Origin of the sequence: Paraburkholderia atlantica, assembly GCF_009362785.1 — a bacterium.
GTDB classification, from domain to species: domain Bacteria; phylum Pseudomonadota; class Gammaproteobacteria; order Burkholderiales; family Burkholderiaceae; genus Paraburkholderia; species Paraburkholderia atlantica.
Map to the genome: position 1 here is coordinate 109,193 of NZ_WHNQ01000003.1, position 26,552 is coordinate 135,744.

At 63.0% G+C, this 26,552-nt stretch carries 26 protein-coding genes; 11 read left to right on the forward strand and 15 right to left on the reverse strand.

Annotated elements, in window-relative coordinates; all coding sequences use genetic code 11:
• Nucleotides 1–420 precede the first annotated feature (420 nt).
• On the forward strand, nucleotides 421–1,008 hold the full coding sequence (locus GCT19_RS05010) for a BPSL1445 family SYLF domain-containing lipoprotein (protein ID WP_152851393.1): 588 nt from the start codon (nucleotides 421–423) through the stop codon (nucleotides 1,006–1,008).
• Nucleotides 1,009–1,069: 61 nt separating this feature from the next.
• Here GCT19_RS05010 and GCT19_RS05015 read toward each other — a convergent pair whose 3' ends face one another.
• From GCT19_RS05015 to GCT19_RS05045, 7 genes are all read right to left on the reverse strand, one after another.
• The gene (locus tag GCT19_RS05015) at nucleotides 1,070–2,293 is read right to left on the reverse strand and encodes a polysaccharide pyruvyl transferase family protein (RefSeq protein ID WP_152851211.1); all 1,224 of its coding nucleotides are present in this window, start codon (nucleotides 2,291–2,293) and stop codon (nucleotides 1,070–1,072) included.
• A 20-nt stretch (nucleotides 2,294–2,313) separates the two neighbouring features.
• The gene (locus GCT19_RS05020; RefSeq protein ID WP_152851212.1) at nucleotides 2,314–3,348 is read right to left on the reverse strand and encodes a lysylphosphatidylglycerol synthase domain-containing protein; all 1,035 of its coding nucleotides are present in this window, start codon (nucleotides 3,346–3,348) and stop codon (nucleotides 2,314–2,316) included.
• Nucleotides 3,349–3,717: 369 nt separating this feature from the next.
• Nucleotides 3,718–3,915: a hypothetical protein gene (locus tag GCT19_RS43240; protein WP_041735627.1), complete on the reverse strand. Its 198-nt coding sequence runs from the start codon at nucleotides 3,913–3,915 to the stop codon at nucleotides 3,718–3,720.
• A gap of 107 nt (nucleotides 3,916–4,022) precedes the next feature.
• Nucleotides 4,023–4,568: a phasin family protein gene (locus GCT19_RS05030; protein ID WP_311542479.1), complete on the reverse strand. Its 546-nt coding sequence runs from the start codon at nucleotides 4,566–4,568 to the stop codon at nucleotides 4,023–4,025.
• A gap of 328 nt (nucleotides 4,569–4,896) precedes the next feature.
• Nucleotides 4,897–5,091, reverse strand: coding sequence for a hypothetical protein (locus GCT19_RS05035; protein WP_152851213.1), 195 nt, complete (start codon nucleotides 5,089–5,091; stop codon nucleotides 4,897–4,899).
• A gap of 70 nt (nucleotides 5,092–5,161) precedes the next feature.
• Nucleotides 5,162–5,794, reverse strand: coding sequence for a response regulator (locus GCT19_RS05040; protein WP_013093646.1), 633 nt, complete (start codon nucleotides 5,792–5,794; stop codon nucleotides 5,162–5,164).
• Between the two features lie 98 nt (nucleotides 5,795–5,892).
• Nucleotides 5,893–6,342, reverse strand: a complete 450-nt coding sequence (locus GCT19_RS05045) for a hypothetical protein (RefSeq protein ID WP_227717729.1) — start codon at nucleotides 6,340–6,342, stop codon at nucleotides 5,893–5,895.
• 129 nt (nucleotides 6,343–6,471) lie between these two features.
• Here GCT19_RS05045 and GCT19_RS05050 point away from each other — a divergent pair, with 129 nt between their 5' ends.
• Together GCT19_RS05050 and GCT19_RS05055 are read left to right on the forward strand one after the other, a co-directional pair.
• Nucleotides 6,472–7,242, forward strand: a complete 771-nt coding sequence (locus tag GCT19_RS05050; RefSeq protein ID WP_152851214.1) for a DUF3047 domain-containing protein — start codon at nucleotides 6,472–6,474, stop codon at nucleotides 7,240–7,242.
• A gap of 214 nt (nucleotides 7,243–7,456) precedes the next feature.
• Nucleotides 7,457–9,781 carry a hybrid sensor histidine kinase/response regulator gene (locus tag GCT19_RS05055; RefSeq protein ID WP_152851395.1) on the forward strand — a complete coding sequence of 775 codons (2,325 nt, stop codon included), beginning with the start codon at nucleotides 7,457–7,459 and terminating at the stop codon, nucleotides 9,779–9,781.
• Nucleotides 9,782–9,951: 170 nt separating this feature from the next.
• Here the strand turns inward: GCT19_RS05055 and GCT19_RS05060 are convergent, their stop codons facing one another.
• Nucleotides 9,952–10,362, reverse strand: coding sequence for an NUDIX hydrolase (locus tag GCT19_RS05060; RefSeq protein ID WP_152851215.1), 411 nt, complete (start codon nucleotides 10,360–10,362; stop codon nucleotides 9,952–9,954).
• Nucleotides 10,363–10,669: 307 nt separating this feature from the next.
• On the opposite strand from GCT19_RS05060, the gene GCT19_RS05065 reads away from it, so the two are divergent.
• Nucleotides 10,670–12,316 carry an alpha/beta-hydrolase family protein gene (locus GCT19_RS05065; protein ID WP_152851216.1) on the forward strand — a complete coding sequence of 549 codons (1,647 nt, stop codon included), beginning with the start codon at nucleotides 10,670–10,672 and terminating at the stop codon, nucleotides 12,314–12,316.
• 28 nt (nucleotides 12,317–12,344) lie between these two features.
• Here the strand turns inward: GCT19_RS05065 and GCT19_RS05070 are convergent, their stop codons facing one another.
• Nucleotides 12,345–13,073 carry a FadR/GntR family transcriptional regulator gene (locus GCT19_RS05070; RefSeq protein WP_018436265.1) on the reverse strand — a complete coding sequence of 243 codons (729 nt, stop codon included), beginning with the start codon at nucleotides 13,071–13,073 and terminating at the stop codon, nucleotides 12,345–12,347.
• A 413-nt stretch (nucleotides 13,074–13,486) separates the two neighbouring features.
• Here GCT19_RS05070 and GCT19_RS05075 point away from each other — a divergent pair, with 413 nt between their 5' ends.
• The 4 genes from GCT19_RS05075 to GCT19_RS05090 are packed head-to-tail and all read left to right on the forward strand — an operon-like array spanning nucleotide 13,487 to nucleotide 18,160.
• Nucleotides 13,487–14,614, forward strand: a complete 1,128-nt coding sequence (locus tag GCT19_RS05075; RefSeq protein WP_013093653.1) for a sugar ABC transporter substrate-binding protein — start codon at nucleotides 13,487–13,489, stop codon at nucleotides 14,612–14,614.
• A gap of 35 nt (nucleotides 14,615–14,649) precedes the next feature.
• The gene (locus GCT19_RS05080) at nucleotides 14,650–16,200 is read left to right on the forward strand and encodes a sugar ABC transporter ATP-binding protein (protein ID WP_152851217.1); all 1,551 of its coding nucleotides are present in this window, start codon (nucleotides 14,650–14,652) and stop codon (nucleotides 16,198–16,200) included.
• Nucleotides 16,197–17,177, forward strand: coding sequence for an ABC transporter permease (locus GCT19_RS05085; RefSeq protein WP_013093655.1), 981 nt, complete (start codon nucleotides 16,197–16,199; stop codon nucleotides 17,175–17,177). Before GCT19_RS05080 ends, GCT19_RS05085 begins: the two co-directional genes overlap by 4 nt.
• Nucleotides 17,174–18,160, forward strand: coding sequence for an ABC transporter permease (locus tag GCT19_RS05090; protein ID WP_013093656.1), 987 nt, complete (start codon nucleotides 17,174–17,176; stop codon nucleotides 18,158–18,160). The genes GCT19_RS05085 and GCT19_RS05090 overlap by 4 nt, the downstream gene beginning before the upstream one ends.
• A gap of 13 nt (nucleotides 18,161–18,173) precedes the next feature.
• On the opposite strand, the gene GCT19_RS05095 is transcribed toward GCT19_RS05090, so the two are convergent.
• Nucleotides 18,174–18,398 (reverse strand): hypothetical protein, encoded by a 225-nt coding sequence (locus GCT19_RS05095; RefSeq protein WP_013093657.1) that lies wholly within the window; start codon nucleotides 18,396–18,398, stop codon nucleotides 18,174–18,176.
• Between the two features lie 200 nt (nucleotides 18,399–18,598).
• Complete coding sequence (locus GCT19_RS42610) at nucleotides 18,599–18,766, reverse strand: hypothetical protein (RefSeq protein WP_193727372.1); 168 nt, start codon at nucleotides 18,764–18,766, stop codon at nucleotides 18,599–18,601.
• Nucleotides 18,767–19,169: 403 nt separating this feature from the next.
• Between GCT19_RS42610 and GCT19_RS05100 the strand changes: the two genes are divergently transcribed.
• On the forward strand, nucleotides 19,170–20,504 hold the full coding sequence (locus tag GCT19_RS05100; protein ID WP_193727373.1) for an NRAMP family divalent metal transporter: 1,335 nt from the start codon (nucleotides 19,170–19,172) through the stop codon (nucleotides 20,502–20,504).
• A gap of 7 nt (nucleotides 20,505–20,511) precedes the next feature.
• On the opposite strand, the gene argE is transcribed toward GCT19_RS05100, so the two are convergent.
• Genes argE through GCT19_RS05120 form a run of 4 tightly spaced genes read right to left on the reverse strand, consistent with a single transcriptional unit; the run spans nucleotide 20,512 to nucleotide 24,144 of the window.
• Nucleotides 20,512–21,675: an acetylornithine deacetylase gene (argE, locus tag GCT19_RS05105; RefSeq protein ID WP_152851219.1), complete on the reverse strand. Its 1,164-nt coding sequence runs from the start codon at nucleotides 21,673–21,675 to the stop codon at nucleotides 20,512–20,514.
• Entirely contained in the window at nucleotides 21,668–22,345 is a 678-nt protein-coding gene (locus tag GCT19_RS05110) for a DUF1028 domain-containing protein (RefSeq protein WP_018436260.1), read from the reverse strand. Before GCT19_RS05110 ends, argE begins: the two co-directional genes overlap by 8 nt.
• A 9-nt stretch (nucleotides 22,346–22,354) precedes the next feature.
• The gene (locus tag GCT19_RS05115; RefSeq protein ID WP_152851220.1) at nucleotides 22,355–22,786 is read right to left on the reverse strand and encodes a RidA family protein; all 432 of its coding nucleotides are present in this window, start codon (nucleotides 22,784–22,786) and stop codon (nucleotides 22,355–22,357) included.
• Nucleotides 22,786–24,144 carry a flavin-containing monooxygenase gene (locus GCT19_RS05120; RefSeq protein WP_152851221.1) on the reverse strand — a complete coding sequence of 453 codons (1,359 nt, stop codon included), beginning with the start codon at nucleotides 24,142–24,144 and terminating at the stop codon, nucleotides 22,786–22,788. Before GCT19_RS05120 ends, GCT19_RS05115 begins: the two co-directional genes overlap by 1 nt.
• A 170-nt stretch (nucleotides 24,145–24,314) precedes the next feature.
• Here GCT19_RS05120 and GCT19_RS05125 point away from each other — a divergent pair, with 170 nt between their 5' ends.
• Together GCT19_RS05125 and GCT19_RS05130 are read left to right on the forward strand one after the other, a co-directional pair.
• Nucleotides 24,315–25,238 (forward strand): LysR family transcriptional regulator, encoded by a 924-nt coding sequence (locus tag GCT19_RS05125; protein WP_152851222.1) that lies wholly within the window; start codon nucleotides 24,315–24,317, stop codon nucleotides 25,236–25,238.
• Nucleotides 25,239–25,361: 123 nt separating this feature from the next.
• Nucleotides 25,362–26,513 carry an SRPBCC family protein gene (locus tag GCT19_RS05130; RefSeq protein ID WP_026228849.1) on the forward strand — a complete coding sequence of 384 codons (1,152 nt, stop codon included), beginning with the start codon at nucleotides 25,362–25,364 and terminating at the stop codon, nucleotides 26,511–26,513.
• The last annotated feature ends 39 nt before the right edge of the window (nucleotides 26,514–26,552 follow it).

Below are 26,552 nucleotides of genomic sequence, written 5' to 3' on the forward strand. Positions count from 1 at the left end.
TTCCCGCACTCGTCGAATTGAAGTGAGCTAGCGGATGGATCTTTGGCTCATTGAAAGTCCGGCAGGCCTGGCCAGCTTTCAATTTATGAAGTGAGCATTAAAACAGGCTTAAACATCTCCGCGCATTGGCGGGAGGGTTACCCCTATTCGTCCTTGCACTCCGACAAGTCTTCCCCGCCGTCCATGTCGATTCGCAAATTGCGCGAATCGACGCATGCCAACGCAATACCCGTGCTGCCCCTTACATACAATAGCGAGGCCATCTTCTACGATCAGGTGGTGACTGAATGCACGGCTTTTTTCAAGGCGACAGGCAGTCGGTCCCGGAGGAGTCAACGCAATTGGCAAGTGTCGGTGGAATACATCCCTTCAACCATTGCAGCATCACGGGTTCGACCGTGAACCACGATGGAGGCAGCCATGCGCAGAAGAAGCTTCTTACAAACAGGTGCCGCGGTTCTGACAGTCGCGGGTGTGGCGCTGAGCGGGTCCGTGGCGACGATGAGTAACGCCGTTGCCGCCGAATCCAACGCATCGAAGCGGCAGGTCATCGATGCCAAGGTCGACGAAACCCTGTCGCGGCTGTTCGAGACGGTCAAAGGTTCAAGAGAACTCGTCGGCAAGGCGAACGGCGTACTCGTGTTCCCGTCCGTACTCAAGGTCGGCTTCATCGCGGGTGGGCAATACGGTGAAGGCGCTTTGCGGGTGCACGGGAAATCGGTCGGCTACTTCAAGACGATATCGGGATCATTCGGCTTGCAGGCGGGCGCACAGTCGAAAGCCATGGTCTTTCTGTTCATGACGCAAGAGGCGCTCGACAGCTTTCGCAAATCCAACGGATGGTCGGTCGGTGGTGAAGGTTCGGTCGCGCTCGTGAAGGTCGGAGCAAACGGCACGATCGATACGACAACGGCCACCGAACCCGTCCAGGCGATCGTGCTGACAAATGCAGGTCTGATGGGCGACGTGTCGCTGGCCGGCACGAAGGTTTCTCGACTGAAAATCTGACCGCATTGCTAGCAGCGTTTGTCCGCCAGGGCTTTGCGCTCGTCGCGCAAGGCCCCGCAGTTCAAGTGGAACACATCGCCGCTCGCATCTGCGCGAACCCCTCCCGATAGCGAGTGGCGAGGGATGTGGCCGTCCGCCCCAGCAACGCCCGGTCGATCGTCAGCGCATCGAGCATTGCTTCCGAAAGCGCCTCGATCCTGACGCTGCCCGGCACGCACGCAGGCTCCCACGTCGCGGCAAACGCGGACTGCTTCGTCGTGTCATGCGCGCGCGCCGGATGGACGAAATTCACCCGCGGCAAACCGAACGCCATCGCGACGATCCGTCCGTGCAGGCTGCTTCCGGCATAGGCCGTGGCATCCGCGATCAGTGCGCAGATGTCCCATATCTGCAGCGAACCGAAGAGTTGCGTACGTGAGACCTTCATCCGTGACGCTATGCGTTCGTAGCACGCCAAATCGTCATGCCAAGGCGCTGCACCCGCCCGGAAAAAGACAATACCAAGCCCGGTCTCGCTCGACACGCGATCGAGCTCGCTAGCTAGCACACCGAGAGTTTGATCGTCGCCGAAGTCCGCACTGAACTGCACGGCGACATATCCATCGGGAAACGCCCGCTGCAAATCCGCCACGCCGCTCCGCTCCCTGTGCGCGCGAATATTCGCGCCGAACAACTCGGCCACCAGCACCGCCGGGTCCGGCACGAGCCGCGCGAAAATGCCTGCCGCGGCAAGACCGTTTTGCGTGTGGACGTCGCGCACGCTGATGTCGTCGGCTTGCGTGAGCTTCGACAGGACTTCTGCTCGCATGCAGGGGTCCAGCCGCGCGACATCGACGCCGCCGACCGCTTGATACATGACGCTCGACGCACAGGGAAACATCTCACGAGACGCCATGTAAGGGGCAAGCGCATCGAGACCCGTCAGCGCACGTGCCCACGCGCGTCGCTGATCGTGATGTGTATCTAGTCGCGTGATGATCTTCTGTGCCTGGTCCCGCGGCAGCAGCATCACCGCCGCCTCCCAGTCGCCGCAAGTCAGGATCTCGCCGCCCGCGTGCACGATATGCAAGCGGTCTTTGCCGCGTTCGGCTGCCAATTGCGCGAGCGCCTGTACAGCGTGGCCGCCGTAGACGCGCAGGTCGCGCTGCGCGAGCCCGGCGAAGATCACCTCGTCGCACGCAAGCAGTCTCGCGACGACGTGAGGGAACAGCAGGTCACCCAGGTTGTGGCGATCGAAGGCGCCGAACACCACTACCGCATCATGTTTTCCAGTGTCTCGCATCATGATTTGCGACCGGCCCTCTGCTAAGGGCGGCTACGGTGCTCACCGGGGTCCGCTGCGGCGCCACCTGCCTTCGCATCGGCCGGAGCCTGCCGCTTGTCGCGCCATTCCTCCACCTGCCAGGCAAGCAGCCCTGGCAGAAAGACGATGATGTCACGAAAACGGCGCGCACCCGCGAGCGCGAGGCAAAGCTGCGGAGGAAAACCAAGCACCGTACCGATCAGCAGAAATCCACCTTCCTGAACGCCGAGCGCGCCCGGCACAAAGAACGCGACGCTGCTGAGCGCCTGGATCAGCGACTCGAGCACGAGTGCCTGCAGGAAACTTGCTTTTGCCGATAGAAAATAGAGCGCGAGCCACAGCTCGAGCGCAGTCGCGATGCATTGGAGTGATTGCCAGATGACCAGGTAACGGATGATCACGCCGGGCTGATGCCACAGGTCACTGATCGACTGATCGATGCGCACCGACTCGCCGACGAGCGAGCGGAACTTGCCGCTGGTGATGCGATTGAACAGCTTCGTCAGACGGGCGAACGGACTCGCTCGCTGCACGAACGAAAACGCCAGAAGCAGAACCGCCAGAATGGCGATACCGCCCCCGAGCCTGGCTGCAAGGTGCAACGCGCTAGCGCCGGCATGGGCGATCAGATAGCCGATCGCCGCGATGGCGAACAGCATTTGGCTGATCAGCGTCAGTTGGAGGTCGACGACGAGGCTCGCCATGGCAGGGGCCGGCTGCATGCCCCATTTGCGCATCATGCGAAACGTCACGACTTCACCGCCCACTCGGGCAACGGGCAACATGCCGTTCACGGATTCCCGTATCCAGACGAGGCGCAATACGGCGAACAGATTCGGGCGTATCGGGCCGCGCATCAGCATCTGCCAATTCCTCGCGTTAGCGAGCATCGGCAGAACATGGACCAACCCTGCAAGCGCGAGCCCAGCACCGGCTGCGCGCATCAAACCGAGCACCTTCTGCGCGTCGACGTGCCAGACGAGCCAGACCGCGATTGCCAGGCCGGCAAGGGCGGCAACCCGGGCGAGATATTTCATAAGCTGGTGGCATCGTAGTGTCGGTTGTTTTCAGGTATCGAACCGCGAGCCTCGATTCGAGCTGCCGCATAATTCGTTCCCCGCGCCCATCGACCACGGGCCACACCGCCTGGCTTCGATTCGAATGGCCATACTTCGACGATCCTCTCGGATTGACGGTGCGTGCGACTTCTGTGCGCTGATCGAGCGCAGCCTGGGATAAACGTACCGAGATCGTGAATGCGCCTGGATCTGCTCAGCGAGACGTTCGAGTCACGTTCGTGGCTTCAGGCAAGGAAGCGCGTTGGACGCGCGATGACAGGTCCGTCGCGCGCAGCAGATTCACGCGCGGCGGCACGCCCAACATGTATCGATCGTATTGGGCACCAGTCAACGGACTCTTGCGAACGCACGCAGCACGGCGTCACCACGCGGCGTCACGTGAGGAAGCCGGAATCCCGAATCAGCTGGCTCATTCGCGATCAACTGCAGTTCGCGCAGCGCGCCAAGCTCTGCCCGATCCGAATCGATTCGTTCAGGCGCATCCTTCAATAGAAGCAGCGTGGCGACTTCGTGGGGACTCAACATATCGTGTACCTCACGGCGGGAACGAACAACGGGTGACCAGATCCGGCCGCGGCTGCATCGGCAGCACGCGAGAACCGGGCCCGGCAGGATTGGTGGAAGCTTGTCGCCTATCGGGTCGACGAGCGACGTGCGCGAGGCGGACTTCGGCGTTCCGGCGTGTCAGGGGTCGGCTTTGCAACGCGCTCGAGAATGGCACGGACCATTTCGCCTACGTTCGCCTCGGTGACGGACTCGCCGTCCCGTTGCTCCTCCGGCGGCACGATGTCCTCGCTTAACGTCGTGTCGACGCCCGTTGCGCAGGCCGGCTGCTCAGCTGACATGGTGCCTTCGTGCAGTTCACGCCCGTCGTCGTGATTGGTGTCGGGGTGGCACGGTCTGATGGTTTCCGCCGCGATGTCCATCCAGCCGCGCGTGTAATCGGCGAACTGCAGGACGAGCCAGGGCATCACATCGGCCTGGCGTCTGATCAACTGTTCAGGTGTCTGGGCGCGCAATACGCTTTCCCAGTGCAGCGCGGCACCTGTGACCGCGGACCTGCACGTATCCACGTTCAACCGCATCAACGCGCAAAAACCGGCGACGAGCTGGTTCGGCAGTTGCGACACGTCGGTCGAAACGGATAGGAGGAATGGCATCTGTTTTTGGCTGCTCACGGGATATCTCTCAGGTTCTCGCGGACACGGTGATCGCTGCCACTGCGATTCGTGAAGGTCGTTCCCACGCCGGGCCCGTCGGTAGGGCAGACGGTCTGAAGCCGTCTTAGAGCAGCCATTCTAACTTTGTTAAGTCGGATTCCAATTTTCGAGAGCCAGGGAGTTTCCCCAATATGTGGGAAATGTGCGCCTATGATGAGCGGGCGAGACGCGAGCGAGTCAACCGGAACCGCGGCCGACGGGCGGCCGGGCGGGTGCCAGATGCTTGCGCCTGGCACCGAACTTCGAAGGTAGTTAGCGGTCGATGAACCGCCAGGCGCTGCGCGGTTTAATGCACGGTTCCGAAGAACAGTTGCGCGCCTTCTTCCGGCGTCAACCCCGCGGCGAAATAGGCCTGAAGGCGCGTGGCCTTTGCGTCGTCGAGCAGAAAAGGCGGCCGTACGAGGCCCGCTGCGACGGCATGGTCATACCATCGGCTTATCCACGCGCGCAATTCGATTTCACTCGCCGACAGCACTTCCATGCGATGTTCTCCTACATCAGGTTGACCCGCGCGACGGGTTCGTTCGAATGCGTTGGTCCAGCTTCATCGACTACTCGCTGATCAAGCCGTGCCGGATCGCATAACGAATCACCTCCGCGTTATTCGAAAGGCCCAGCTTTTGCATCAACCGCATCTTGTGGGTGCTGATCGTCTTCGCGCTGAGCGAACACGCTTCGGCGATGTCATTGATGCTCTGGCCGCTGGCGATCAGCTGTAGCACCTGAAATTCGCGGTCCGTCAGGACTTCGTGCGGCGGCACGTCTCCCGCATGCTTTTCAAAGACCATCGCGTCGACCAGTTTCGGGTCGATGAAACGTCCGCCGTCGGCGAGCTTACGAATTGCCGCCAGCAACACATCGGGATCGCTGTCCTTGGTCACGTAACCGGTGGCGCCTGCCCTCAGTGCGCGGGACGCCACCTGCGCCTCGTTGTGAATGCTGAGCACGAGCAGCGGCAACCCGGGTCGGTCGGAGCGCACGCGGCGGATCAGATCGACGCCGCTGATGCCGGGCATCGTCATGTCAAGCAACAGCAGATCAATGTCACAGCTGCGAAGTTTGTCGATTACCTCGGAGCCGTGGCCGGCCTCCTCCACCACGATCATGTCGGCCGTAGTCGCGATGATCTGCTTGAGGCCGCCGCGCACGATCGCGTGATCGTCGGCGATGAGGATCTTGATCATGTCCCGAATCCGAACTCGTGCGTGAGGCGCCCGATTGATGAAGCCATTGTCCGTTCATCTCGCATTCGCAGGATTCGCGGCGGACAAGTTGCGCCCGGCTAGGTGACCAGCGAAAACTTCACCGGGATTTCCGCCCGATCGATCAGTTCGTCGAGCCGGTCGACGAGCTGATCGAGCGCCACGAACGTGCCCGCATCGAAGCCTTCCGCATGATCGCGGCGCAGTTCCTTCAACGTCTGCTGCAAACGTCGTATCGCGACAGGACGCGTGTCGCGCAAGGGCCAGCAAAACAGCAGGTATGTCAGCGGTGTCAGGCTGCGCGCCTCGCACCACGTTTCGAACAGGCGCTGGCAAATTCTGTCGATCTCTTGCAAGCGCCTGCGTCGGTCCAGAAAGTCCGCAATCATTTTGCACGTCGCCTTTCGATCTTCGCAAGCCCCACCGATGATGGATGAACAGCCGATAGCGCGCAGTCGTCGGCGGCTGCAAATGACGACGGCAAAGCCTGATCCGGAGGTCAGGAAATCCTGAATCCCGCGAGCCGGCAACGGTCGCGGAGGACTTTCAGACGCTCTGACGCCGCGTGGGCCGCCCCTTCCCGCACGTACGCGGCCGCGGAAATATCGCCAGCGCCGGCCATTACAATGGTGGCTATCCAAAAGACGAACTCGACCGCCATGCACCTTCCCTCGAGCCGCCGAGCGCAAAAACGAACCGCACAGCCAGCCTGGATCGCCGCATGTGTCGCGCTCCTGTTGTTGCCGCCCCCCCTTCTTGCGCAGGACCATAAGCCCGGTATCGCCTTTTCCACGATCGAGCCCGGCGCATCGCTGCCCGCTGGCTGGAAGAATCTGCCGGTGGTGCGCGGCAAGCCGATCACGCAATACACGCTGGTTCACGACGACCACACCACCGTGCTGCAGGCGGACGCGAACCGCTCGGCTTCTGCGCTGATGCACGAGGGCGATATCGACCTCGCGCGCACACCCGTGGTGGCATGGCGCTGGAAAGCAGATGGGCCGATCGAGGGCGCCGATAACCGGGTCGCGTCGAAGGAAGACGCGCCAGCGCGGCTGATGTTCATGTTCGACGGCGACAAGAGCAAGCTGTCGATGTTCGACCGGGCGAAGATGGGGCTGGCCAGGCAACTGAGCGGCGAAGAGCTGCCCTATGCCACGTTGATGTACGTCTGGTCGACCAACGCCGCGCCGGGCACCGTCATTGCCAACCCCCGCACGAACCGCGTACAGATGATCGTGGTCTCCGGTCAGCCAGGCGATGCGGGTCAGTGGCAAAGTCTGCGCCGCAATATCGTGCAAGACTACGAGCGGGTCTTTCACGAACCGCCAGGACGAATCACTGGTTACGGGCTGCTGACCGATACCGACAATACCGCTACCACGACGCGCGCCTGGTACGGGGACGTCCAGTTCCTTCCCGCGCCCTGATAACCCGGTGCCGTCAAACGGATCGAGCCAGTCGGCGTGACGCGGCTGGCTCGGTGCCGAGCGGCTCAGGGGCGTTCGTGAACTGACTTCCCGACCCTGCCCCAAGTGTGGCATAACACGTGCTACGAGATCATATTCCCCAGGATCGCATAGCATGAAAATTCCGAAACCCGGCGACTACCGAGCACCTGACGGCGCGCAAGGCGAACCATCAATGCCTGACGACTGGGCCCAGCGGTGGATCGACTCCGTCATAGACTACGCGGTCATCGGACTTTCGCCGGGAGGCATCATTCGTACCTGGAATGTCGGCGGCGAGAAAATTCATGGCTTTCTGGCGGACGAAGTCATCGGGCAGCGGTTCGACATATTCCACACGCAGGACGATCGCGACAAAGGCAGCGCCGCAGCGTTGCTCGATATCGCCCGAAGCACCGGCCGCTCGGAGTCCGAGGGCTGGCGCATCCGCAAGGACGGATCACGGTTCTGGGCCAATGTCGTGATCACCGCTCTGACCGACGACACTGGGCATGTGCTCGGCTTCGGCAAGATCGTGCGCGACATGACGGACAAGAAGACCGCGCACGATGCCGTCGTCGAGAGCGAACGGCGCTTTCGCATGCTCGTGAACGGAGTGACGGACTACGCGGTCTTCATGCTTTCTCCCGACGGGATCGTCACGAACTGGAACGCCGGCGCTCGCCGGATCAAGGGATACAGCGCCGAGGAAATCATCGGCTCGCACCTGTCGCGTTTCTACACGCCCGAGGATGCCGCGGCGGGCCTGCCGCAACGGGGGCTGTCGATCGCGGCCAGGGAGGGCCGGTTCGAAGCCGAGGGCTGGCGGGTGCGTAAGGACGGCCAGCGCTTCTGGGCGCACGTGGTGATCGATGCAATCCGCGACGAAGATGGGACGCTAGCCGGCTTTGCGAAAATCACGCGCGACATCACCGAGCGGATGGAAGCCAGCCGGATGCTGGAGGACACGCGCAAGGCGCTGTTCCAGTCGCAAAAGATGGAAGCAGTCGGCAAACTGACCGGCGGTGTTGCTCACGATTTCAACAATGTGCTGCAAATCCTGCGCGGCAATCTGGAATTGCTCGACAGCCGGCATTACCGCGACGAATGGACTCGCGAACGCGTGGCAAAGGCGATAACAGCCGTCGAGCGCGGCTCGAAACTCGCGTCGCAACTGCTCGCGTTCGGACGGCGGCAGCCGCTACAGCCGGTCGTTATCAACCTGGCCTCCGCTCTTCGCGGCATGGACGATCTGCTGCGCCGGGCTCTCGACGAAACGATCGACGTGGAAACGGTCGTCGCCGGCGGCTTGTGGAACACGCTCGTCGATATTCACCAGCTGGAAAACGTGATCCTCAATCTCGCGATCAACGCACGAGACGCGATGGCCGAGGGCGGCAAGCTGACGATGGAGCTCTCCAATGCGATGCTGGACGACGAGTACGTCGCTTCGGTACCGGACATCCAGGCCGGCCAGTACGTGCTGCTTGCCGTCACCGACACCGGCACAGGCATGTCGCCGGACGTGGTGGATCGCGCCTTCGATCCTTTCTTTACGACGAAACCGGAAGGCAGAGGGACGGGTCTCGGGCTCAGCATGGCATACGGCTTCGTCAAGCAGAGCGGCGGCCATATCAAGATTTACAGCGAGGTCGGGCACGGCACGACGGTCAAACTGTATCTGCCCCGCTCCAGCCGGCCGGCAGTCGAGCTGCCGCCACGCGTCACACCGGCTCCCAAGGGAGGATCGGAAACGATCCTCGTGGTGGAAGACGACAGGAACGTGCAGTCGACTGCCCTCGACACGCTGTCGGACCTCGGTTACCGGGTCCTGAAAGCCGACGCCGCGGAGGAAGCGCTCGCCGTATTGCGCAGCGGCGTCCATATCGATCTGGTTTTCTCCGATGTCGTGATGCCGGGTCCGCTTCGCAGCACGGACATGGTCGCGCAAGGTCTACGGCTGCTGCCGCATCTGAAGGTTCTTTTCACGTCGGGGTATACACAGAACGCGATCGTCCATGGCGGCAGGCTCGACCCGGGCGTCGACCTGCTCAGCAAACCGTACAGCCGCGAGCAGCTTGCGCATAAGATCCGTCAGGTGCTCGATGGTGGCGCCCCCGCGCGTAGTAAAACTTCGCGCGATACGGTGCTCGGCGGCCCTCTCGACCCTTTGCGCATCTTGCTGGTCGACGACGACATGAATCTGGCCCAAGCGACCAACGAACTGATCGGCTTGCTCGGGCATTCGGGGAAATTCACCACGTCGCCGCGTGAGGCGCTCCAGTGGCTGGCAAATGGACCCTTCGACGTGCTGATCACGGACCTGCGGATGCCGGATATCGACGGTATAGAACTGGCGAAGCAGGCGACCGCGCGAGCGCCTTCACTGCATGTCGTGTTTTCGTCGGGATACGCCAACCCGCAATTGCCAGCGCTGCCATTTCGCTGGACCGCATTGAGCAAACCGTTCACCATCGACGAACTCGCGACGGTGCTGGCCGGCGTTCGTAGGCGGAAATGACGTGCATTGCCGCTCACCGGCGCGTCGCCGGGAGCTTCGCGCTATCTGACCTGTGCGCCCCGCCGGTCAACAGCGTAGCGCCCGGCAGTGCTCCAGATATTCCGCTTCGGCGGTCAATTCAGCCATGCTGCCCTGTTTTCAGCGGGCCGCCGCATCGATGCACAGTCATGCTACTGACCGACGAAGCGCCCATGTCCGCTGCCGCGCCGATAGCCGCGATCATCAAGCCGAATGAACAGACCGACGATCGCCCGGGTGGGTATGCTGGCTGACAAGGTCTCGATCTTGATCGGAGTAAACCATCGGCACTGGGCGATCTCATTGCCGGGCTCAGGTGATATGTCGCGCGCGAACTCGGCGAGGAAAACATGATGCCGCTTGTTCAGTCCGCCAAACTGGAACAGATACGTCAGGTGGACCTCGACGACGTTCGTTTCTTCTTCCAGTTCGCGTCGGGCAGCGTCCAGCGGGGTTTCGAGCCGCTTTATCGTGCCGCCGGGCAGCGACCAGCGCGAGCGCGAGCGAGCGACCAGCAGCAGCTTGCTGTCGCGCACGCATAGGATTGTGGATCGATCTTTCATTTTTAAGTGGCGGGTATTACGTCGTGGGAGCCGATCGCAGCACGACGAGCAAGCAGCGTGCGCGCTGGCTCGGTAGCGTCACTGGCAGGCCACGAGATTGTTCGACGCAGAGAAAGCTAAATACAATGCGATGCATGGCCCGAAGCACCGTCTAAATCAGCACTCGTGTCTTCGACTCCTTTGCGGATGACCCGCGGGAACGAGGTGCGAGTTGCGCCAATCTGAGCGAGCACGCATGCGGAATTCCCACGAGCCAATAGCTGCCGGGCTCCGAGGCGCAGTTCGGACGCCGACGCTCAGCGGCTCGTTGCTCGCGCTCGTGTTCTGGTGGCAGTCACTGACGCCAACGCTAATTCCGCGGTCGTGGCTAACGCAAACCGTGGTCGGCGCGTTTTGTCTGGCCATCGGCTACGGGATAGGCACATTGGCCGGCCGCGGCGTGCATCGGCTGCTGCAGCGATGGGGGCGCGTGCCCGGCAGCGAGATCCGCCGGCGCATCGGGATCGTTCTGGCAGCGGCGTGGCTCATTGCACTATTCGATGGCGCCAAGCTATGGCTCGACTGGCAGAACGAGCAACGTGGTTTCATGGGGATGGCATCCATCGGCTGGGTGGACGGCGTGCTGATGAGCGCGGTGTCGTCGTTGGCCGCGGTGCTGCTGGTGGTCATCGGGCGAATGACGGCTCGTGGCGTCGCCGCAGTCAACCGGGTGATCCGGCGCCACGTGCCGTCGATCGTGTCGGTGCCGGCATCAGCGCTGCTCATCATCGCGATTGGCGCAGCGCTCGGTCGCGGAGTGGCTTTTCCCGCCCTCGCCACGGGCTCCGATCTCGTCCACGAGCCGAGGAACGAGAACACGACCGAGGGAACCCTGTCCCCCACGTCGCCCACGGTGTCCGGCAGCAGCATGTCGTTGGTCGCATGGGACAGCTTGGGACGCATGGGGCGCGACTTCGTTGCGACCGCGGCAAGCAGGCAAGAGCTTGCGAAGTTCCACGGGGCGGATGCGAGGCTGGTCGATCCGGTGAGGGTCTACGTGGGGGTGCGTTCCGCGGACTCGCTCGAACAGCGGGCGCGGATTGCGGTCCGCGAGCTCGAGCGCGCGGGCGGGTTCGACCGGAAAGTGCTGGTCGTGTGGATACCCACCGGCACGGGCTGGATCGTGCCCAAAGCCGCCGCCTCGCTGGAGGAACTGCACCGCGGCGACACGGCCATCGTGGCGATTCAATACTCTTTCCTGCCTAGCCGCTACGCCATCTTCATCGACGCCGGGCTCGCGGACGAGGCGGGCATCACGCTCTTCAACGCGGTTCGCGCCCGCTGGTCGACGCTCCCACCGCAAAAGCGGCCGAAGCTCGTTCTGTTCGGCAAGAGCCTCGGCGCCGCGGGAGTGGAAGCGCCTTTCGTGGGAGCGGACGCATCCGCGTCGGTGGCCAATATGGTGGCCGCGACTGATGGCGTGCTGATCGCCGGCGCCAAACAAAGCAACCTCATCCATGCGCAACTCACCCGCGAGCGCGATCGCGGGTCGCCCTTCTGGCAGCCGATCTTCAATGGGGGGCGTGTCGTACGGTTCCTCAATCGCGACCCGCATCAGGTGGCATTAAGTGCCGACTGGCCGGCCCCGCGAATCGTGTACCTTCAGCATCCGGCCGATCCGGCTGTGTTCTGGAGTGTCAGGGCGTTCTGGTGGCCGCCGGAATGGATGGCTCCGCCTCGCGGCTTCGACATGCCTCGCGCGATGCACTGGTTTCCGATCGTCTCGGGCGTGCAGGCGGTGGGCGATATGATTCACCAGCTCGCGGTGCCGCCGGGGTTCGGCCACAACTACTCTGCGGAGGACTACGTCAACGGTTGGGCCAGCGTGATGCCGCCCGAGGGCTGGACGAAGGCCGACACCAAACGACTGGCCCGGTTCCTCGACAACGTTGCCGGCGACGAGACAGAGCCGTGACGGAGCAGGTCGCGCGCCGCCACATGGGCTAACGCCACGCCTGTGTGAATTCGCCGATGACCCGCGTCAGATGCGCCTGCATCGCCGTGCGCGCTGCGCTCGCATCTCGCGCCATGATCGCCGCGAAGATGCGCTGATGCTCATCCTGCGAAGCCGCCCGCAATTCGGGAGTATGGAAGTGCTCCTCGATCTTTTTCCACAACGGGTCGGCGCGCGAGTTGTCCCACATCGCGGTCACCACGAGCCGGAGCATTTCGTTTCCCGTCGCGCGTGCAATCGCCAGATGGAAATCACGGTCAGCGGCCTCGTTCGCCGCCTTGTCGTGCATGTTTTCGCGCATCGCGCGCAACGCGGCGAACAGCCGGTCGAGGTCCGAATCTTTGCGTTCGGTAGCGGCTAACGCGGCGATCCCGCTTTCGATTACCACCCGCGCGCGCAGCGTCTCGATTGGGCCTAGCCCGCGCGGCAGTTTGAACATGGCGGAGCGCGCGTCCGGCGCGTCTGCCACATAGATACCCGACCCGACACGAACCTCGACCACGCCCTGCACTTCCAGCGCGATGATCGCCTCCCTCACCTGCGTGCGGCTCACGCCAAAGCGGTCGGCCAGCGTGCGCTCGGAAGGTAGGCGCGCACGCGGCCCGACGTCGCCGGCGGCGATCAGATCGTGGATCTGCTTCGCGAGCCCGACATAGGAACGGTCGGTCGCGTCCTCGTCGGCGCCGCGGCCGTTTGGCGTGTGTGAAAGCTCGTCCATCAGGATTCCAGAAAGCTTCGAAGCGGCCAAAGGATCGGTTCGAGTTCGACAAAATGGTACACCAATTGACGAACGAGGCCGCCTCGGGCCGAGCGCCACCCTTGTTGGCCCTCGAACCGATTCAGCAGGGGTTTCAGACCGTTCGAGGCCGCCGCGACGCCGTGGTAAACCACTATCGCGCGCGGATTGGTATGCCAGTACTGTCAGACGTGACTGAGTTCGCGCCGTCCCTTCGTTTTGCTTCGTAGGCGACGCCTTTGAAGAAGTCGTTCCGCTGCTTCGGCGAGTCCGAGTCAGCCCCGCTGCAGCACATTCCGCAAGATTCCCTGCTTCACGCATAGAATTCGGCGGCGATTCATGACCGCCATGTTCGCCGGCAATCGGCAAGTTCAATCCAACAAAAAGGAGACGACATGCTTTCAGGAATCCAGGTGCTTCGAGCGGCGGCGACCGCGGCATTCACGCTGTGCGCAAGCGCGGCCTTCGCGCAGGCAACGATCGTTTCCGGGCCGTCCAGCGACCCCACATGCATGGTCCCCTGGAAGAGCGACACGAAGTACATCAAATATCCGAAGAAGAACGGACCCTACCGGATCGCCCTCGTGAACGGCTATATCGCGAACACCTGGCGCATCCAGATGATCAAGACGGCCAAAGCCTATGCGGCACAGCCGGCCGTCGCCGCGAAGCTCAAGGAGTTCAAGGTCGTCTCGACCGGCGAGGACGTGCCGGCGCAGATCTCGGCCGTCAACAACTTCATCGATGCGGGCTACGACGCGATCATCGTGGACGCGCAGAATCCCACCTCGTTCGGCCCCGCGATCCGCCGCGCGAAGAACGCCGGTGTCGTGCTGATCGCGTTCGACAACATCCTCGACAGCGAAGACGCAATCAACGTCAACGTCGACCAGTACGGGCTCGGCGTGCTGTGGGCCAAGTGGCTCGCGAACCACCTGTCGAACGGCGGCAAGGTGCTCGAGGTTCGCGGAGTGGCGGGCACGTCGGTCGACACGGACCGGCACAATGGTTTCATGAAAACCTTGGACGACACCGGCAAGAAGTGGAACGTCGTGCAGGTCTACGGCAAGTGGGACGACGGGGTCGCGCAAAAGGCCGCCGCCGACGCGATCGCCGTGCAGGGTCATTTCGATGGAATCTCGGCGCAAGGCGGCGACACGGGCGTCGTGCGCGCGATGATCGATGCGAAGCATCCGTTCGTGCCCTTCGGCGGCGAGACGGAGAATGGCTTTCGCAAGTTCTGCGCGCAGTACGGGGGCCAGGGCCTGAAGTGCACGTCGGCGGGCACCGGTCCCGCGCAGGTGGCGGTGGCGATCAAGACTGCGCTCGCCGCGCTGGACGGCCAGACGGTCCCGGTCTCGATCAAGCTGCCGCTCGACGTCACCGACGATTCGAAGCTGAAGTCTGGCGTCAACTATTTCCCGAACGACTCCGACAACTTTTTCGTCGGCAACTCGTTTCCGACTTGCGGCATCAATTTCTCCGCGCAGGAGATCATGAAGCAGACCCAGGGCAACCAGTGATCGGATGATGGCCGGAATGTGACGGGAGACGAAGCATGCCGCAGGATGCAGCGCAGCCGTTCTTTCAGATGTCTGGCGTGTCGAAAAGCTACGGCGGCGCGGTCGCGCTGGATCACGCCGAGCTCACGGTGAAGAGGGGCCGCATTCACGCGATCCTCGGCGAAAACGGCGCGGGCAAGTCCACGTTGCTGAAGGCGATGTCCGGCGTCGTGCAGCCGGACGAGGGCACGATGCACTTCGAGGGCCGGCAGGTCTCGTTCGCTTCGCCGGCCGAGGCGAACGCGGCCGGCATCGTGTGCGTGTATCAGGAGCTGTCGCTGATCCCCGACTTGAGCGTGGCGGACAACATCTTCGCGTCGAACCCGCCGCGACGTTTCGGCATGATCGACCGCCGGGCCCAGCGCCGCCAGGCCGAGGAGGCGCTCGCCCGAGCGGGCGCTGCCGACATCAATCCGCTTGCGAAAGTCCGCGATCTGCCGCTGTCGCGCCAGCAGATGGTCGAGCTTGCCAAGGGGCTGGCGCACGAGCCTCGCATCCTGATTCTCGACGAAGCGACGTCGGCGCTGACCGCGGCCGACGTCGCGCGGGTGATCGAGGTGCTCAAGCGCCTGCGCGACGAGGGGCTCGCGCTGCTGTTCATCTCGCACCGGATGCACGAGGTGAAGGCGCTCGCGGACGAATGCACGGTCTACCGGAACGGCCGTCATGTGATGAGCTTCGAGGCCGGCACGCGCACCGACAACGAGGTCGTCGAAATGATGATCGGCCGCAAGTACCAGCATGTGTTTCCGGACAAACCCGCCAACCGCCGCGCCGCCGCTCCGATTCTCGCGTGTCGTGATCTCGCGTGGAACGACACGCTGCAAGGCATCAGCTTTTCGTTGAAGCCCGGTGAAATTCTCGGGCTGGGCGGACTCGACGGACAAGGCCAGCGCGAACTGCTGCTCGCGCTGTTCGGCGTGTTGCGCGGTTGCGCGGGCACAATCGAGGTCGACGGCAGAGCCGTGTCGATCGGCAGCCCGATGGCCGCGCGCGCCAACGGCATCGGCATGGCGCTGATCCCGGAGGACCGCAAGACCGAAGGCCTGATGCTGCCGATGTCGGTACGCGAGAACCTGTCGTTTGCCGCGCTCGATCGCATGTCCAGCGCCGGCGTCATCGATCGCGACCGCCAGCAGTCGCTGGTCGACCGGATGATGGAGCTGCTGGCGATCAAGTCGTTCAGCGTCGACGCGCCCGTGGGCTCGCTATCGGGCGGCAACCAGCAGAAGGTGGTCATCGCGAAGTGGCTGATCCGCCAGCCGCGAATACTGCTGCTCAGCGACCCGACGCGCGGTATCGACGTCGGCACCAAGCAGGAGCTGTATCAGCTGCTCAGACGCCTCGCCGACGAAGGCGCGGCAATCGTGTTCTATTCGACCGACTACGACGAGCTGATCGGCTGCTGCGACCGCGTGCTCGTGCTGTACGAAGGCAGGATCAAGAAGGAACTCGTCGGCTCGGCGATCACCGAGCAGAACCTGATTGCCAGCGCCCTGGACCTGCCCGTCGGACAGATTTCGCCTTCCACGGGAGTCGCGCTATGAGCGGACTGCGTTACTGGTATGCGGAGAATCGCGGGGCGGTGTTCGCGTTCGGCCTGTTCGTGCTGATGTTCGCGATCTATCTGTTCAACTATCCGTCGGCGTTGTCGGCCAACGTGTTTCAGACGGCGGCGAACAAGGCGGTGCTGCTCGCGCTCGTTTCGATGGGGCAAGCGCTCGTCGTGCTGACGGCCGGCATCGACCTGTCGATCGGCATGACGCTGGTGCTGACGAATTGCATCGGTTCGTGGATCGTCACCGGCGACGCGCTGCACAGCGCGCTCGGCATCGTCGGCGTGCTCGCGGCGGGCGCGCTGTGCGGCGCGCTGAACGCCGTGATCATCATTTTCGGCCGGCTGCAGCCGATCGTGACGACGATCGCGACCAGCGCGGTCTTCTACGGACTCGCACTGCTGCTGCGCCCCGTACCCGGCGGCTCGATCAACGAGGCCCTCGCCGACGCACTGACCGGCAAGGTCGCCGGCGTGCTGCCGGCGAGCCTGCTGATTCTGCTCGCAGCCACACTGCTCGTCTGGGTTCCGTTCAAACGCTCGGCAATCGGGCGCGCGGCGTACGCGACCGGTTCGTCCGAACCCGCGGCGTTTCTGTCCGCCATGCCGATCCGCCGCGCGAAGTTCGCGAGCTATACGCTAGCCGGCCTGCTCGCCGCGATCGGCGGCCTGTTTCTGACGTTCTTCACCGACACCGGCGAAGCGAGCCTCGGCAGCGCCAACTCGTACACGCTGTTTTCGATCGCCGCGGTGGTGATAGGCGGCGTGTCGCTGCTCGGCGGCAAGGGCAGCGCGATCGGCGCGATCTTCGGCGCATTCGCGTTCCGCTCGATCGGTGACCTGCTGTTCGTGTTCAACGTCGATGCGCTGTGGCAGCCGCTATTCCAGGGTGTGATTCTTCTGCTTGCCGTCGCGATCGGCGCATGCGGGCTGTTCAGGGTACGCAACCGTCTGGAGTGGTTTCAATGAGCCACGTCTCGGCAACCGGCCGCACCACGTTCGTATCGAGGCTCACGCGCAGAATCGACAAACCGATCGTGATCGCGTTCGCGTGCATCGTCGCGCTGCTGCTCGTCGGCGGAATGTTTTCGCGAAGCTTCACGTCGCCGGAGTACATCCTGCTGCAACTGAAGGTCGGCGCATTCCTCGGCATCATCGCGACCGGCCTGATGATGGTGATCCTGCTCGGCCACATCGACTTGTCACTGCCGTGGACGATCACGGTCGGCGCAATGATGGCGTGCGCGGTAGCGGGACACGGCGAACTCGGACAGATCCTCGCGATTCCGGTTGGGATCGGTTGCGGCGTGCTGATCGGCGTCGTCAACGGCATCCTGGTTGCGCTGCTGCGCATTCCGTCGATGATCGCCACGCTCGCGACCAATGCGGTCGCGCAGGGCATCATGATCGTCTATACCGGCGGATCGTCGCCGCAGGACTCCGCACCACAGGTGATGCGATGGCTCGCGGCGGGCTGGCTCGTACCGGGCGTGCCGAATGCCGTTGCGCTGTGGGTGGTGATCGGCGGCGCCACGGTGTTTCTGCTGTCGCGTACGACTTTCGGCCGCACGCTGTACGCGATCGGCAATACCGAGCGCGCGGCGTATCTGTCCGGCATCAATACGCGGCTCGTGACCGTGGCCGCATTTGCGGTGTGCAGCGGATTCGCGGCATTCGGTGGCGTTTTGCTCGCCGGTTATGCATCGAAGGCGGCACAGTCGATGGGCGATGCCTACCTGCTGCCGGCGATCGCGGCAGTCGTGCTCGGCGGCACGTCGATTCTGGGGGGAAGAGGCTCATACCTCGGCACGGTGGCGGGCGCGATTCTGATCACGCTGCTGCAGTCGATCCTTTCAGTCGCGCAGATGCCGGAGGCCGGACGTCAGATCATCTACGGCGTGGTGATAGCGGCGATGTTGCTGCTGTATGGACGCAGCAAGCGGGAAACGTAGGCCACGGTCACGCTCATCCATGCGCATCCACCCACGCGCGCGCCCAATCGAGGCCTGCATGGTGGGCTTCTTCCTCGCTATCGAATAGTCCGAGAATGCCCGATGCTTCGATCAGCTTTCCGCCCCGGGTAATGGTTCCGCTCGCCGCATAGCGCTCCGGTTGCAGGATGCCCTCGCCTTCCTGCTGAAGGATGGCATGCCCCCACAACGTGTACCCGTCGTAGTCGCTCGTTTCCATTAGCGCACGACCCTGACGGTTGCGGCGCGCGTAGTCACGCGATGCACGTTCTCTTCAAGTGTCATTAATGGCGAAATATCCGACACGGCGGGCTTTACCGTCGACGTGGTCTGCTGCATGTGGCGCGAGATGGGAAGAATCATTGAAGACGCAAAAAATATAGCACCGGTCAGCGCTTCGGTGGTGTCGACGACGGTTCGCTAACGATTCTGTTCGCGTTGAGACTTCGCTGTGAAGCTCTTGATCATGTCGATATCGTGCCGCGCCCGCGCCGCGACCTCGGGACATGCAACTGCTTTCAGACGCCGCCAATACGCTTCAGCCTGCCGATAATCGTGCCGGTCGAGCGCGGCCCCTTGCGAAGCCATGTGCGCGTTTGCCTCGGCTCCATCGAGGCCATCGATCGCCGCGACGACTGTCGTGACGCCAGCGCGCTGAATGTTGGGCTGCAGCCGGGATCGGTTCGTGGCTTGGGCGGGGCAGCAACGAGCTCTGGCCCTTTTGACCGCGCACGGTGCTGGTGAAGAGTAGCGACGGAAAATCGCCTCTGATATGAGACTTTGGTCTGATGCTTGTCGTGGTATCGACCTGAACCGCCGAAGACCCGCGGCAACCGGCGTGGGTCAATACGACCAAAGTCCTTCATCGCCGACCTGCGCCTGGGAGGAAACCGTCGCGCAAACGCTCGTATACGCGAGCCGCGAAACGATTCGACGAAGGAACGTTTCGTGCGAGCGCTACAGCATCTCCGGTTTCCCGACGATCAGCCGCATGCACTCTCCCCCCGACAGACGCACCGCGTCCCCCGCCGCACAAGGTGGTACGCCCACTTCGTCGTCGCAGCCTGCCCGCTCATGGGCCGCCGATCTCGGGCCGGGGTTGGCAAGTCTCGGCTGCGATAACGATCCCAGCGGCATTGCCACCTATTCACTCGCGGGCGCGTGGTACGGCTACGACATGCTGTGGACCTGCGTGCTGTCGTATCCGTCGATGGTTGCGCTGCAACTGGTCTCGGCGCGGGTCGCCGCCGTCACCGGACATGGCCTGACGGCGAACATGCGCGCGCACTATTCGCCAGTGTTCTTCTATTTCGCGGTGGCGCGCTTCGTGATTGCGAACACGCTGAACATCGCCGTCAATGTGATGGCGATGGCCGCAGTCATCCAACGCTTCACGCATGGGCCGCTATGGTTGCTCGCGCTCGCGTGCGGTTGCACGTCGATCGCACTGCAGTGGTTTATCCCGTATGCGCGTTATGCGCAGGTGCTCAAATGGTTGATGCTGCCGATGTTCGCGTACGTCGGCGTGCTGCTGATCGTCGATGTGCCGTGGCACACGGTCGTGCTGCGCTCTCTCGTGCCACACGTCGAGTGGAAGGAAGATTTCGTGACCATGCTGATGGCCGTGCTCGGTACGACGATGAGTCCCTATCTGCTTTTTTCGCAGGCCGAGCAGGAAGCTCAGGAGGAACATCGGCAGCACGAACAGCACGCCGCGCGGGGCGATCGACGTTCGTCGGAGCAGCTGCGCAGAGTGCGCAAGCAGACCTTGGTGCGCACAGCGTTATCGAGCGTGGCCGCGTTATGCATGATGATTGCGGCTGCGGCGACGCTGCATGTCGCACAAACGCAGCCTGGTGAACCTGCGGAACTTTCGCGGGCGCTCGAGCCGCTCCTGAAGGGCTACGCCGGCCCACTGCTCGGGCTTGCGCTGATCGGCTCGGCGCTGCTCGCATTACCTTCGCTTGCCGGTTCCGCCGCGCAAGCGGTCGCGAGTTCGTTCGACTGGCCCCGCGGCAAACAACGTGATCGGCGCATTGCCGCTTTGCTCGTTGCGCTCGCGGGATTCGGAACGCTGCTCGGTCTCGCACTCGGCCTATGGCACGTCGATCCTGTCAAGGCGCTGTACTGGAGCGCCGTCGTCAACGGTATGACGATAACGCCCGTGCTGGTGCTTCTGGTGCTATTGAGTGCGAAACGCGAAGCGGTCGGCGAACTCGTCGCGCACTGGTCACTACGCGCGCTTTGCTGGCTCGCGACCCTGACCACCGGCGTGGTCGTGGTCGCGCACTTCGTGCTCGAAGTGGTAGATCGTGTCTCGCGATGAGCCTGGGCTACTTCACGCTCCCTAGATGTTCAGCGAGGCGCGCGAACATCGCGTCGCACCGGTTCAGTTGTTCGACCGTGATGAACTCATCCGGCTTGTGGCCCTGATCCATGCTGCCGGGTCCACAAACCACGGTTGGAATGCCCGCCTGCGTGAAGAGTCCGCCTTCCGTGCCAAAGGCGACCGTTTCGAATTCCTTCGATCCGCTCAACATCGCGAGCAGGCGTGCCGCGTCGCTATCGGGCGAAGTCGCCAGCCCGGGATAGGCGTTCAGCATCTGCACGCGGACATCGGTATCGGGCTGCACTGCGCGCATCTTCGGCAGTAGTTCGGCTGCCGCGTAGGTTTGCAGTTGGTCCACCACCCTGCTGGGATCGAAGCCCGGCACGCCGCGTACTTCGAAATCGAACTCGCATTCGGCGGGAACGATATTCAGCGCGCGTCCGCCGTTGATGACACCGGTCTGCACCGTCGAGAACGGCGGATCGAAACGCGCGTCATGGTGTTCCGGCTGTGCGAGTTCGTCGCCAATCTGCTCCAGCCTGTTGATCAGCCGCGCCGCGTATTGAATCGCGTTGACGCCCTGCGGCGCGTACGCGGAATGACATGCCGCGCCCTTCACGTGGCAGCGCATCGCAAGCTTGCTCTTGTGGCCGAGCACAGGTTTCAATTCGGTCGGCTCGCCAATCAGACACATGTGCGGCTTGTGCGCGCGCTTTTCGAGTTCGGCCAGCATCGGCCGCACGCCGAGACAGCCCACTTCCTCGTCGTATGAAAACGCGAGATGCACCGGCACTTCGAGCTTCATCCTCAGGAAAGCGGGCACTGCCGCCAGCACGGACGCGATGTAGCCTTTCATATCGGCCGTGCCGCGTCCGTACAGGCGACCTTCTTTCTCGGTGAGAAGAAACGGCTCCACGGTCCATGCCTGACCGTCGACCGGCACCACATCGGTATGCCCGGACAGCACGATGCCACCACGGTCTCGCGGCCCGATGGTGGCGAACAGATTTGCCTTGGTGCGCTCGTCGTTATGGAACAGCTCGCTTTGCACACCTAGATCCGCGAGGTATTGCTGCACGAAGCCGATCAACTCCAGATTGGAGTCGCGGCTGACGGTCGCGAAACCGATCAGCCGTTCGAGCAGCGCACGGCTGGACAGCTCACTCATCGCCGGGCACTCCGTAGCTCGGCGCCGCGGTCGGATTCAATGCGCGCGCGATGTAGTCCCGCATCTGCGGCCGATACGCTTGCCATAGCGCGTCGAGTTTGCCGATCGGGTCGTCATCCGCCCAATCGACACGCAGATCGACGACCGGCCACACGTGTGTATCGACGATCTTCAGAGCCGCCGAATGCACGGGCCCGGCTTCTCCGCCGGCTTCGACGGCAGCATGCATCGCGTGCAGCAGCCGATCGGCGAGCGCGCCTTGTGCGCTCTCGAACGCTTTCACCATCGCGTCGATCACCGGTTTGCCGGCGAGCAGATTACCCGCTGCCACGCACTGATTTCCCGCGACGGCGTGATGTACGCCGAGGGCTTCCTTGCCGGTGAAAAGCGCGGTTCGACCTTCACTGTCGACCACCGTCACCTGCCGGTATTCGCTCCATTCGCTCGCGCCTAGCGCCCGTTCGAGCGCGGCGTCCGGCGCGATACGCTCGCTTTCCAGCAGATCGAGAATCTGCGGCCCGAGCGCGGGCAGCGTCACGTTCTGCGTTGCCACCACACCGACGCCAGCGCGCGCCCATGGACACCTGGCACCCACCGCAATGCTCGACGAACTGATCGCGATACCGAGCTGGCCGGTGTTTCCACAACGTCCGACGATCGAGAATGTCATGGGAATCCTTTAAGCCTGCACGGGCGTCCAGTTGTCCGGAATCACGGCGATCACGTCGATTTCCATCAGCCATTGCGGCTGGCCGAGCGCACAGACGCATAGCCCGGTCGAAATCGGATACACGCCCTTCAGCCACTTGCCGACTTCCTGATATACCGGCTCGCGATAACGAGGATCGGTGATGTAAGTCGTCGTCTTGACGATATGCGACAGGTCGCTGCCCGCTTCCTCGAGAAGCTGCTTGACGTTCTTCATCGCCTGCTCGGCCTGCGCGCGCGGGTCGCCGAGACCGACCAGGTTGCCGTCGAAATCGGTACCGACCTGGCCGCGCACATAGACCGTATTGCCCGCGCGAACCGCCTGGCAAAGATCGTTATCGAGCGACTGGTTCGGGTACGTGTCCTTCGTATTGAACATGCGGATGCGGGTATGCGTAGGCATCAGTTCACTCCCACTTCTTTGGTCTTCGGCGCGTGCGGTTCGTCGCACGCGGTATCGGGTGTATTCGCGCCATGCACGCCGCGCGCGTCCTGCTGACGCTGCGACGCGTCGCGATAGGCGAGGTATTTGCGCTGCGTGACGATGTGATCGGCGATGTGCTTTGCGTCGTGCCAGACGCCCCAGATAAACGACGACGCGCGCCGCGACAACCACGGCAGACCGAGGAAATACACGCCAGGTTCCTTCGATACGCCTCGTTGATGCTGCGGCTTACCCTTATCGTCGAACGCATTCACGTGCAGCCAGCTGAAATCGACCGCATAGCCGGTGGCCCAGATGATCGTGCTTACGCCCGCCTTCCGTAGATCCAGTTCCGGCAGAGGATGCGTGACGCACTCCGGGTCCGGTGGAATCAGCCGTGCGTCGGGGTCCTGCGGCAGGTCGATGCCGTTGCGCTCGATGTAGTCGTCGGCGGCGGCGAGTAGCGACATCAGGTATTCGTCGCCCCGCTTCAGATTGGCGGCGAGGTCCTGTTCGAAGCTCGCAACGCGATTCGCGAACGATTTCGTCGTGCCGACGAGCGTCATGCCCCGATGCGCGAGCCGGCGAAAATCGATGGTCTGGCCACCGTATGCGCCGCTGACGGCGATGGTCACATGCTCGCGGCCCGGCACGGCGACTTCCTTGTCCCATTCGCCGAGCACACCCAGCCACCAGCAGAAATCGCGACCGCGATAGGCGCGCGGCGGACGGTCATGCGCACCGACGGACAGATATACCTTGCGGCCCGCGCGTTGCAGTTCGTCGGCGATCTGCACGCCGGACGACCCCGCGCCGACCACCAGCACCGCGCCTTCGGGCAGTTGCTCGGGGTTCCGATAGTGGGCCGAATGAAGCTGCGTGAGCTCCGCGTCCTGCGGCGCGATGGGGGGAATGACGGGGCGCTGGAACGGCCCCGTCGCAACGACGACGCGACGGGCTTCGATCGCGCCATCGGAGGTTGTGACCGCGAATCCTGCCCGGCCCTTCAGGCGCTCGACGCTCGTCACTTCGACCCCTGTGCGGATCGGCGCATTGAACTTGCGCGCATAGGCCTCGAAGTAATCGGCCACCTGATCCTTGCCGGCGAAACCATCGGGATCGAGTCCTTCGAACTCCATATTGGGGAAGCGGTCGTGCCAGGCGGGGCCATTGGCGACCAGTGAATCCCAGCGACAGGTACGCCAGCGTTCGGCGATCCTCTCGCGCTCCAGCACGAGATGGGGCACGCCGAGTTTGCTCAGATGTTCGCTCATTGCCACGCCAGCCTGACCCGCGCCTATGACTAGCGTGTCGATCGACAATTCTTCAGCCGCCATGGGCCTTCTCCTTATGAAATACGCTCTGGATTCGGGTCTCTCGGTCGGACAGAATGTACGCCGCGCGGCGGGCAACAAAAACTATATTTTAAAAATGCTTTGCATCGTTTTTCGCTATGCAAGCGACAATTGTCGAGCGACAATCGGTTCGACCGAACACGGAGCAACTGATGGACGGCACTTCGATCCGCTACTCGTTGCGTCAGCTCAGGTATTTTGTCGTCACGGCCGAGACGCTTTCCTTCACCGCCGCGGCGAAGCGGCTGCACATCTCGCAGCCGTCTATCTCGACGTCGCTCGCGGATCTGGAAGAATCGTTCGGCGTCCAACTGTTCATCCGCCATCACGCGAGCGGGCTTTCGCTCACGCAACCGGGCCGCGATCTGCTAGGCCACGCTCGCAATCTGCTTCAGAACGCCGAAGAATTACAGCTGACCGCAACCGAAATCGACGGCGGCATGTCGGGCTCCATTTCGCTCGGCTGCATGGTGTCGCTGGCGCCGCCGCTGATGCCCGGCATCATCAGCCGCTTCGTGCAGGATTATTCGGCGATCACCTTCCGTACGACGGAAGCGCATCAGGACACGCTTTTGAGCGGCCTGCACGACGGCTCGCTCGATATCGCGCTCACCTACAGCCTCGATATCACCGATGGAATCGCGTTTACCCCGCTGCTTTCGCTGCCACCGTATGTCATCCTGCCCAAAACACACAGGCTTGCACGGGCGCGCCACGTGTCGCTGGCCGATCTGCTGCCCGAGCCCTATGTGATGCTGGATCTTCCGCATAGCCGCGAGTACTTCTCCGCGCTGTTCGACGCGGTCGGCAGCCGCCCTACCGCGGCTTTCCGCTCGTCACAGCCTGAAGTGGTGCGTGGCATGGTCGCCAACGGCTTGGGTTACAGCATACTCAACTTCCCGCTGAAGTCGACCCGGACTGTGGACGGCGAAGACTTCGTGATTAAACATTTCAGGGAAAGTGTCAATGCGACGACGCTTGGCATTGCGCTATCGGCCGCCGTCAAGCCGCGCGAGGTTGTGAAACGCTTTTCGGCATTCTGTGAAACGTATATCCGGCGTCTGCACATCGGTTAGCAGCCCGGAAAGCTGCACTGCATAGGCATGAGCTATGCGTTGCATGCAAAAACAATATTTTACCTAGCAATTTGGATTGTTAGATTGGTGCTCATCGGATGCAAACACTGATGGGGGGCCCCTATGTCAGCCATGCTTCAGTCGACGGACACTGAGCTCGACATCGTTCACGCGTTGCGCGAGAACTGCGAGCGTCCGTTCGAGGATGCACACGCGATGCCGCCGGCCGTCTACACGTCGGAGGCGTTTCTCGCGCTCGAACAGCGCGACGTGTTTCGCAACGAGTGGTTGTGCGTGGGCCGCGCCAGCGCGCTGGCACAGACCGGCGATTACCTGACCGCGCAGATCGACGACCAGCCGGTGTTCGTGCTGCGCGATGCGAGCGGCGCGTTGCGCGCATTCTCGAATGTTTGCCTGCACCGGATGTCGGTCTTGCTCGAAGGGCGCGGCAACGTGCGCCGGATCGTGTGTCCGTATCACGCATGGAACTACACGCTCGATGGCTCGCTCGCGGGCGCGCCGTTGATGGATCAGCAGCCGGGCTTTTGCAAGGACCAATACAGGCTGCCTGCCGTGCGCTGCGAAACGTGGCAAGGGTGGATCTACGTCACGCTCAACGAGCACGCGCCTTCGGTGGAATCGCATCTGTCCGGGCTGACGCAGCTGATCGCGCCGTACGGCATGGGCAACTATGTCGAGACCTTCCACGAAGAGCACGTGTGGGACACCAACTGGAAGATCCTCGCGGAAAATTTCATGGAGAGCTACCACCTGCCGATGCTGCATCGCGCAACGGTCGGACCGCACTCGAAGCTCGAAGAGATGGAATGTCCGCCGGGTTTGCCCGCGTTCAACTATCACTGGATCACCAAGGAAGCATCGCTGCCGATCGGCAACGCGCATCCCGCCAACACGCGTTTGCAAGGGCACTGGCGCCGCACCACCGCGCTGCTGGCGATCTACCCGACCCACCTGATCACGCTGACGCCCGGCTACTTCTGGTATCTGATCCTGCAGCCGCGGGGCGTCGGTCGCGTGCATATCCGCTTCGGCGGGGGCCTCGCGCCGGAATTCGTCGACGACCCACGCGCCGCCGATTACATGGCCACGCTGAAAACGCTGCTCGACGAGGTCAACGCCGAGGACCGGCGGGGCGTCGAGGCCGTGTTTCGCGGCGTGCACGCGCCACTCGCGAAGCCCGGCCATCTGAGCCCTCTCGAACGGCCGAATTACGACTTCGCCCGCTATCTGGCGGGGCGCGTGGGCGCGACGTGATCCGCCGCCCGACGTAGCCCGCCAACACTCTGCCGAGAT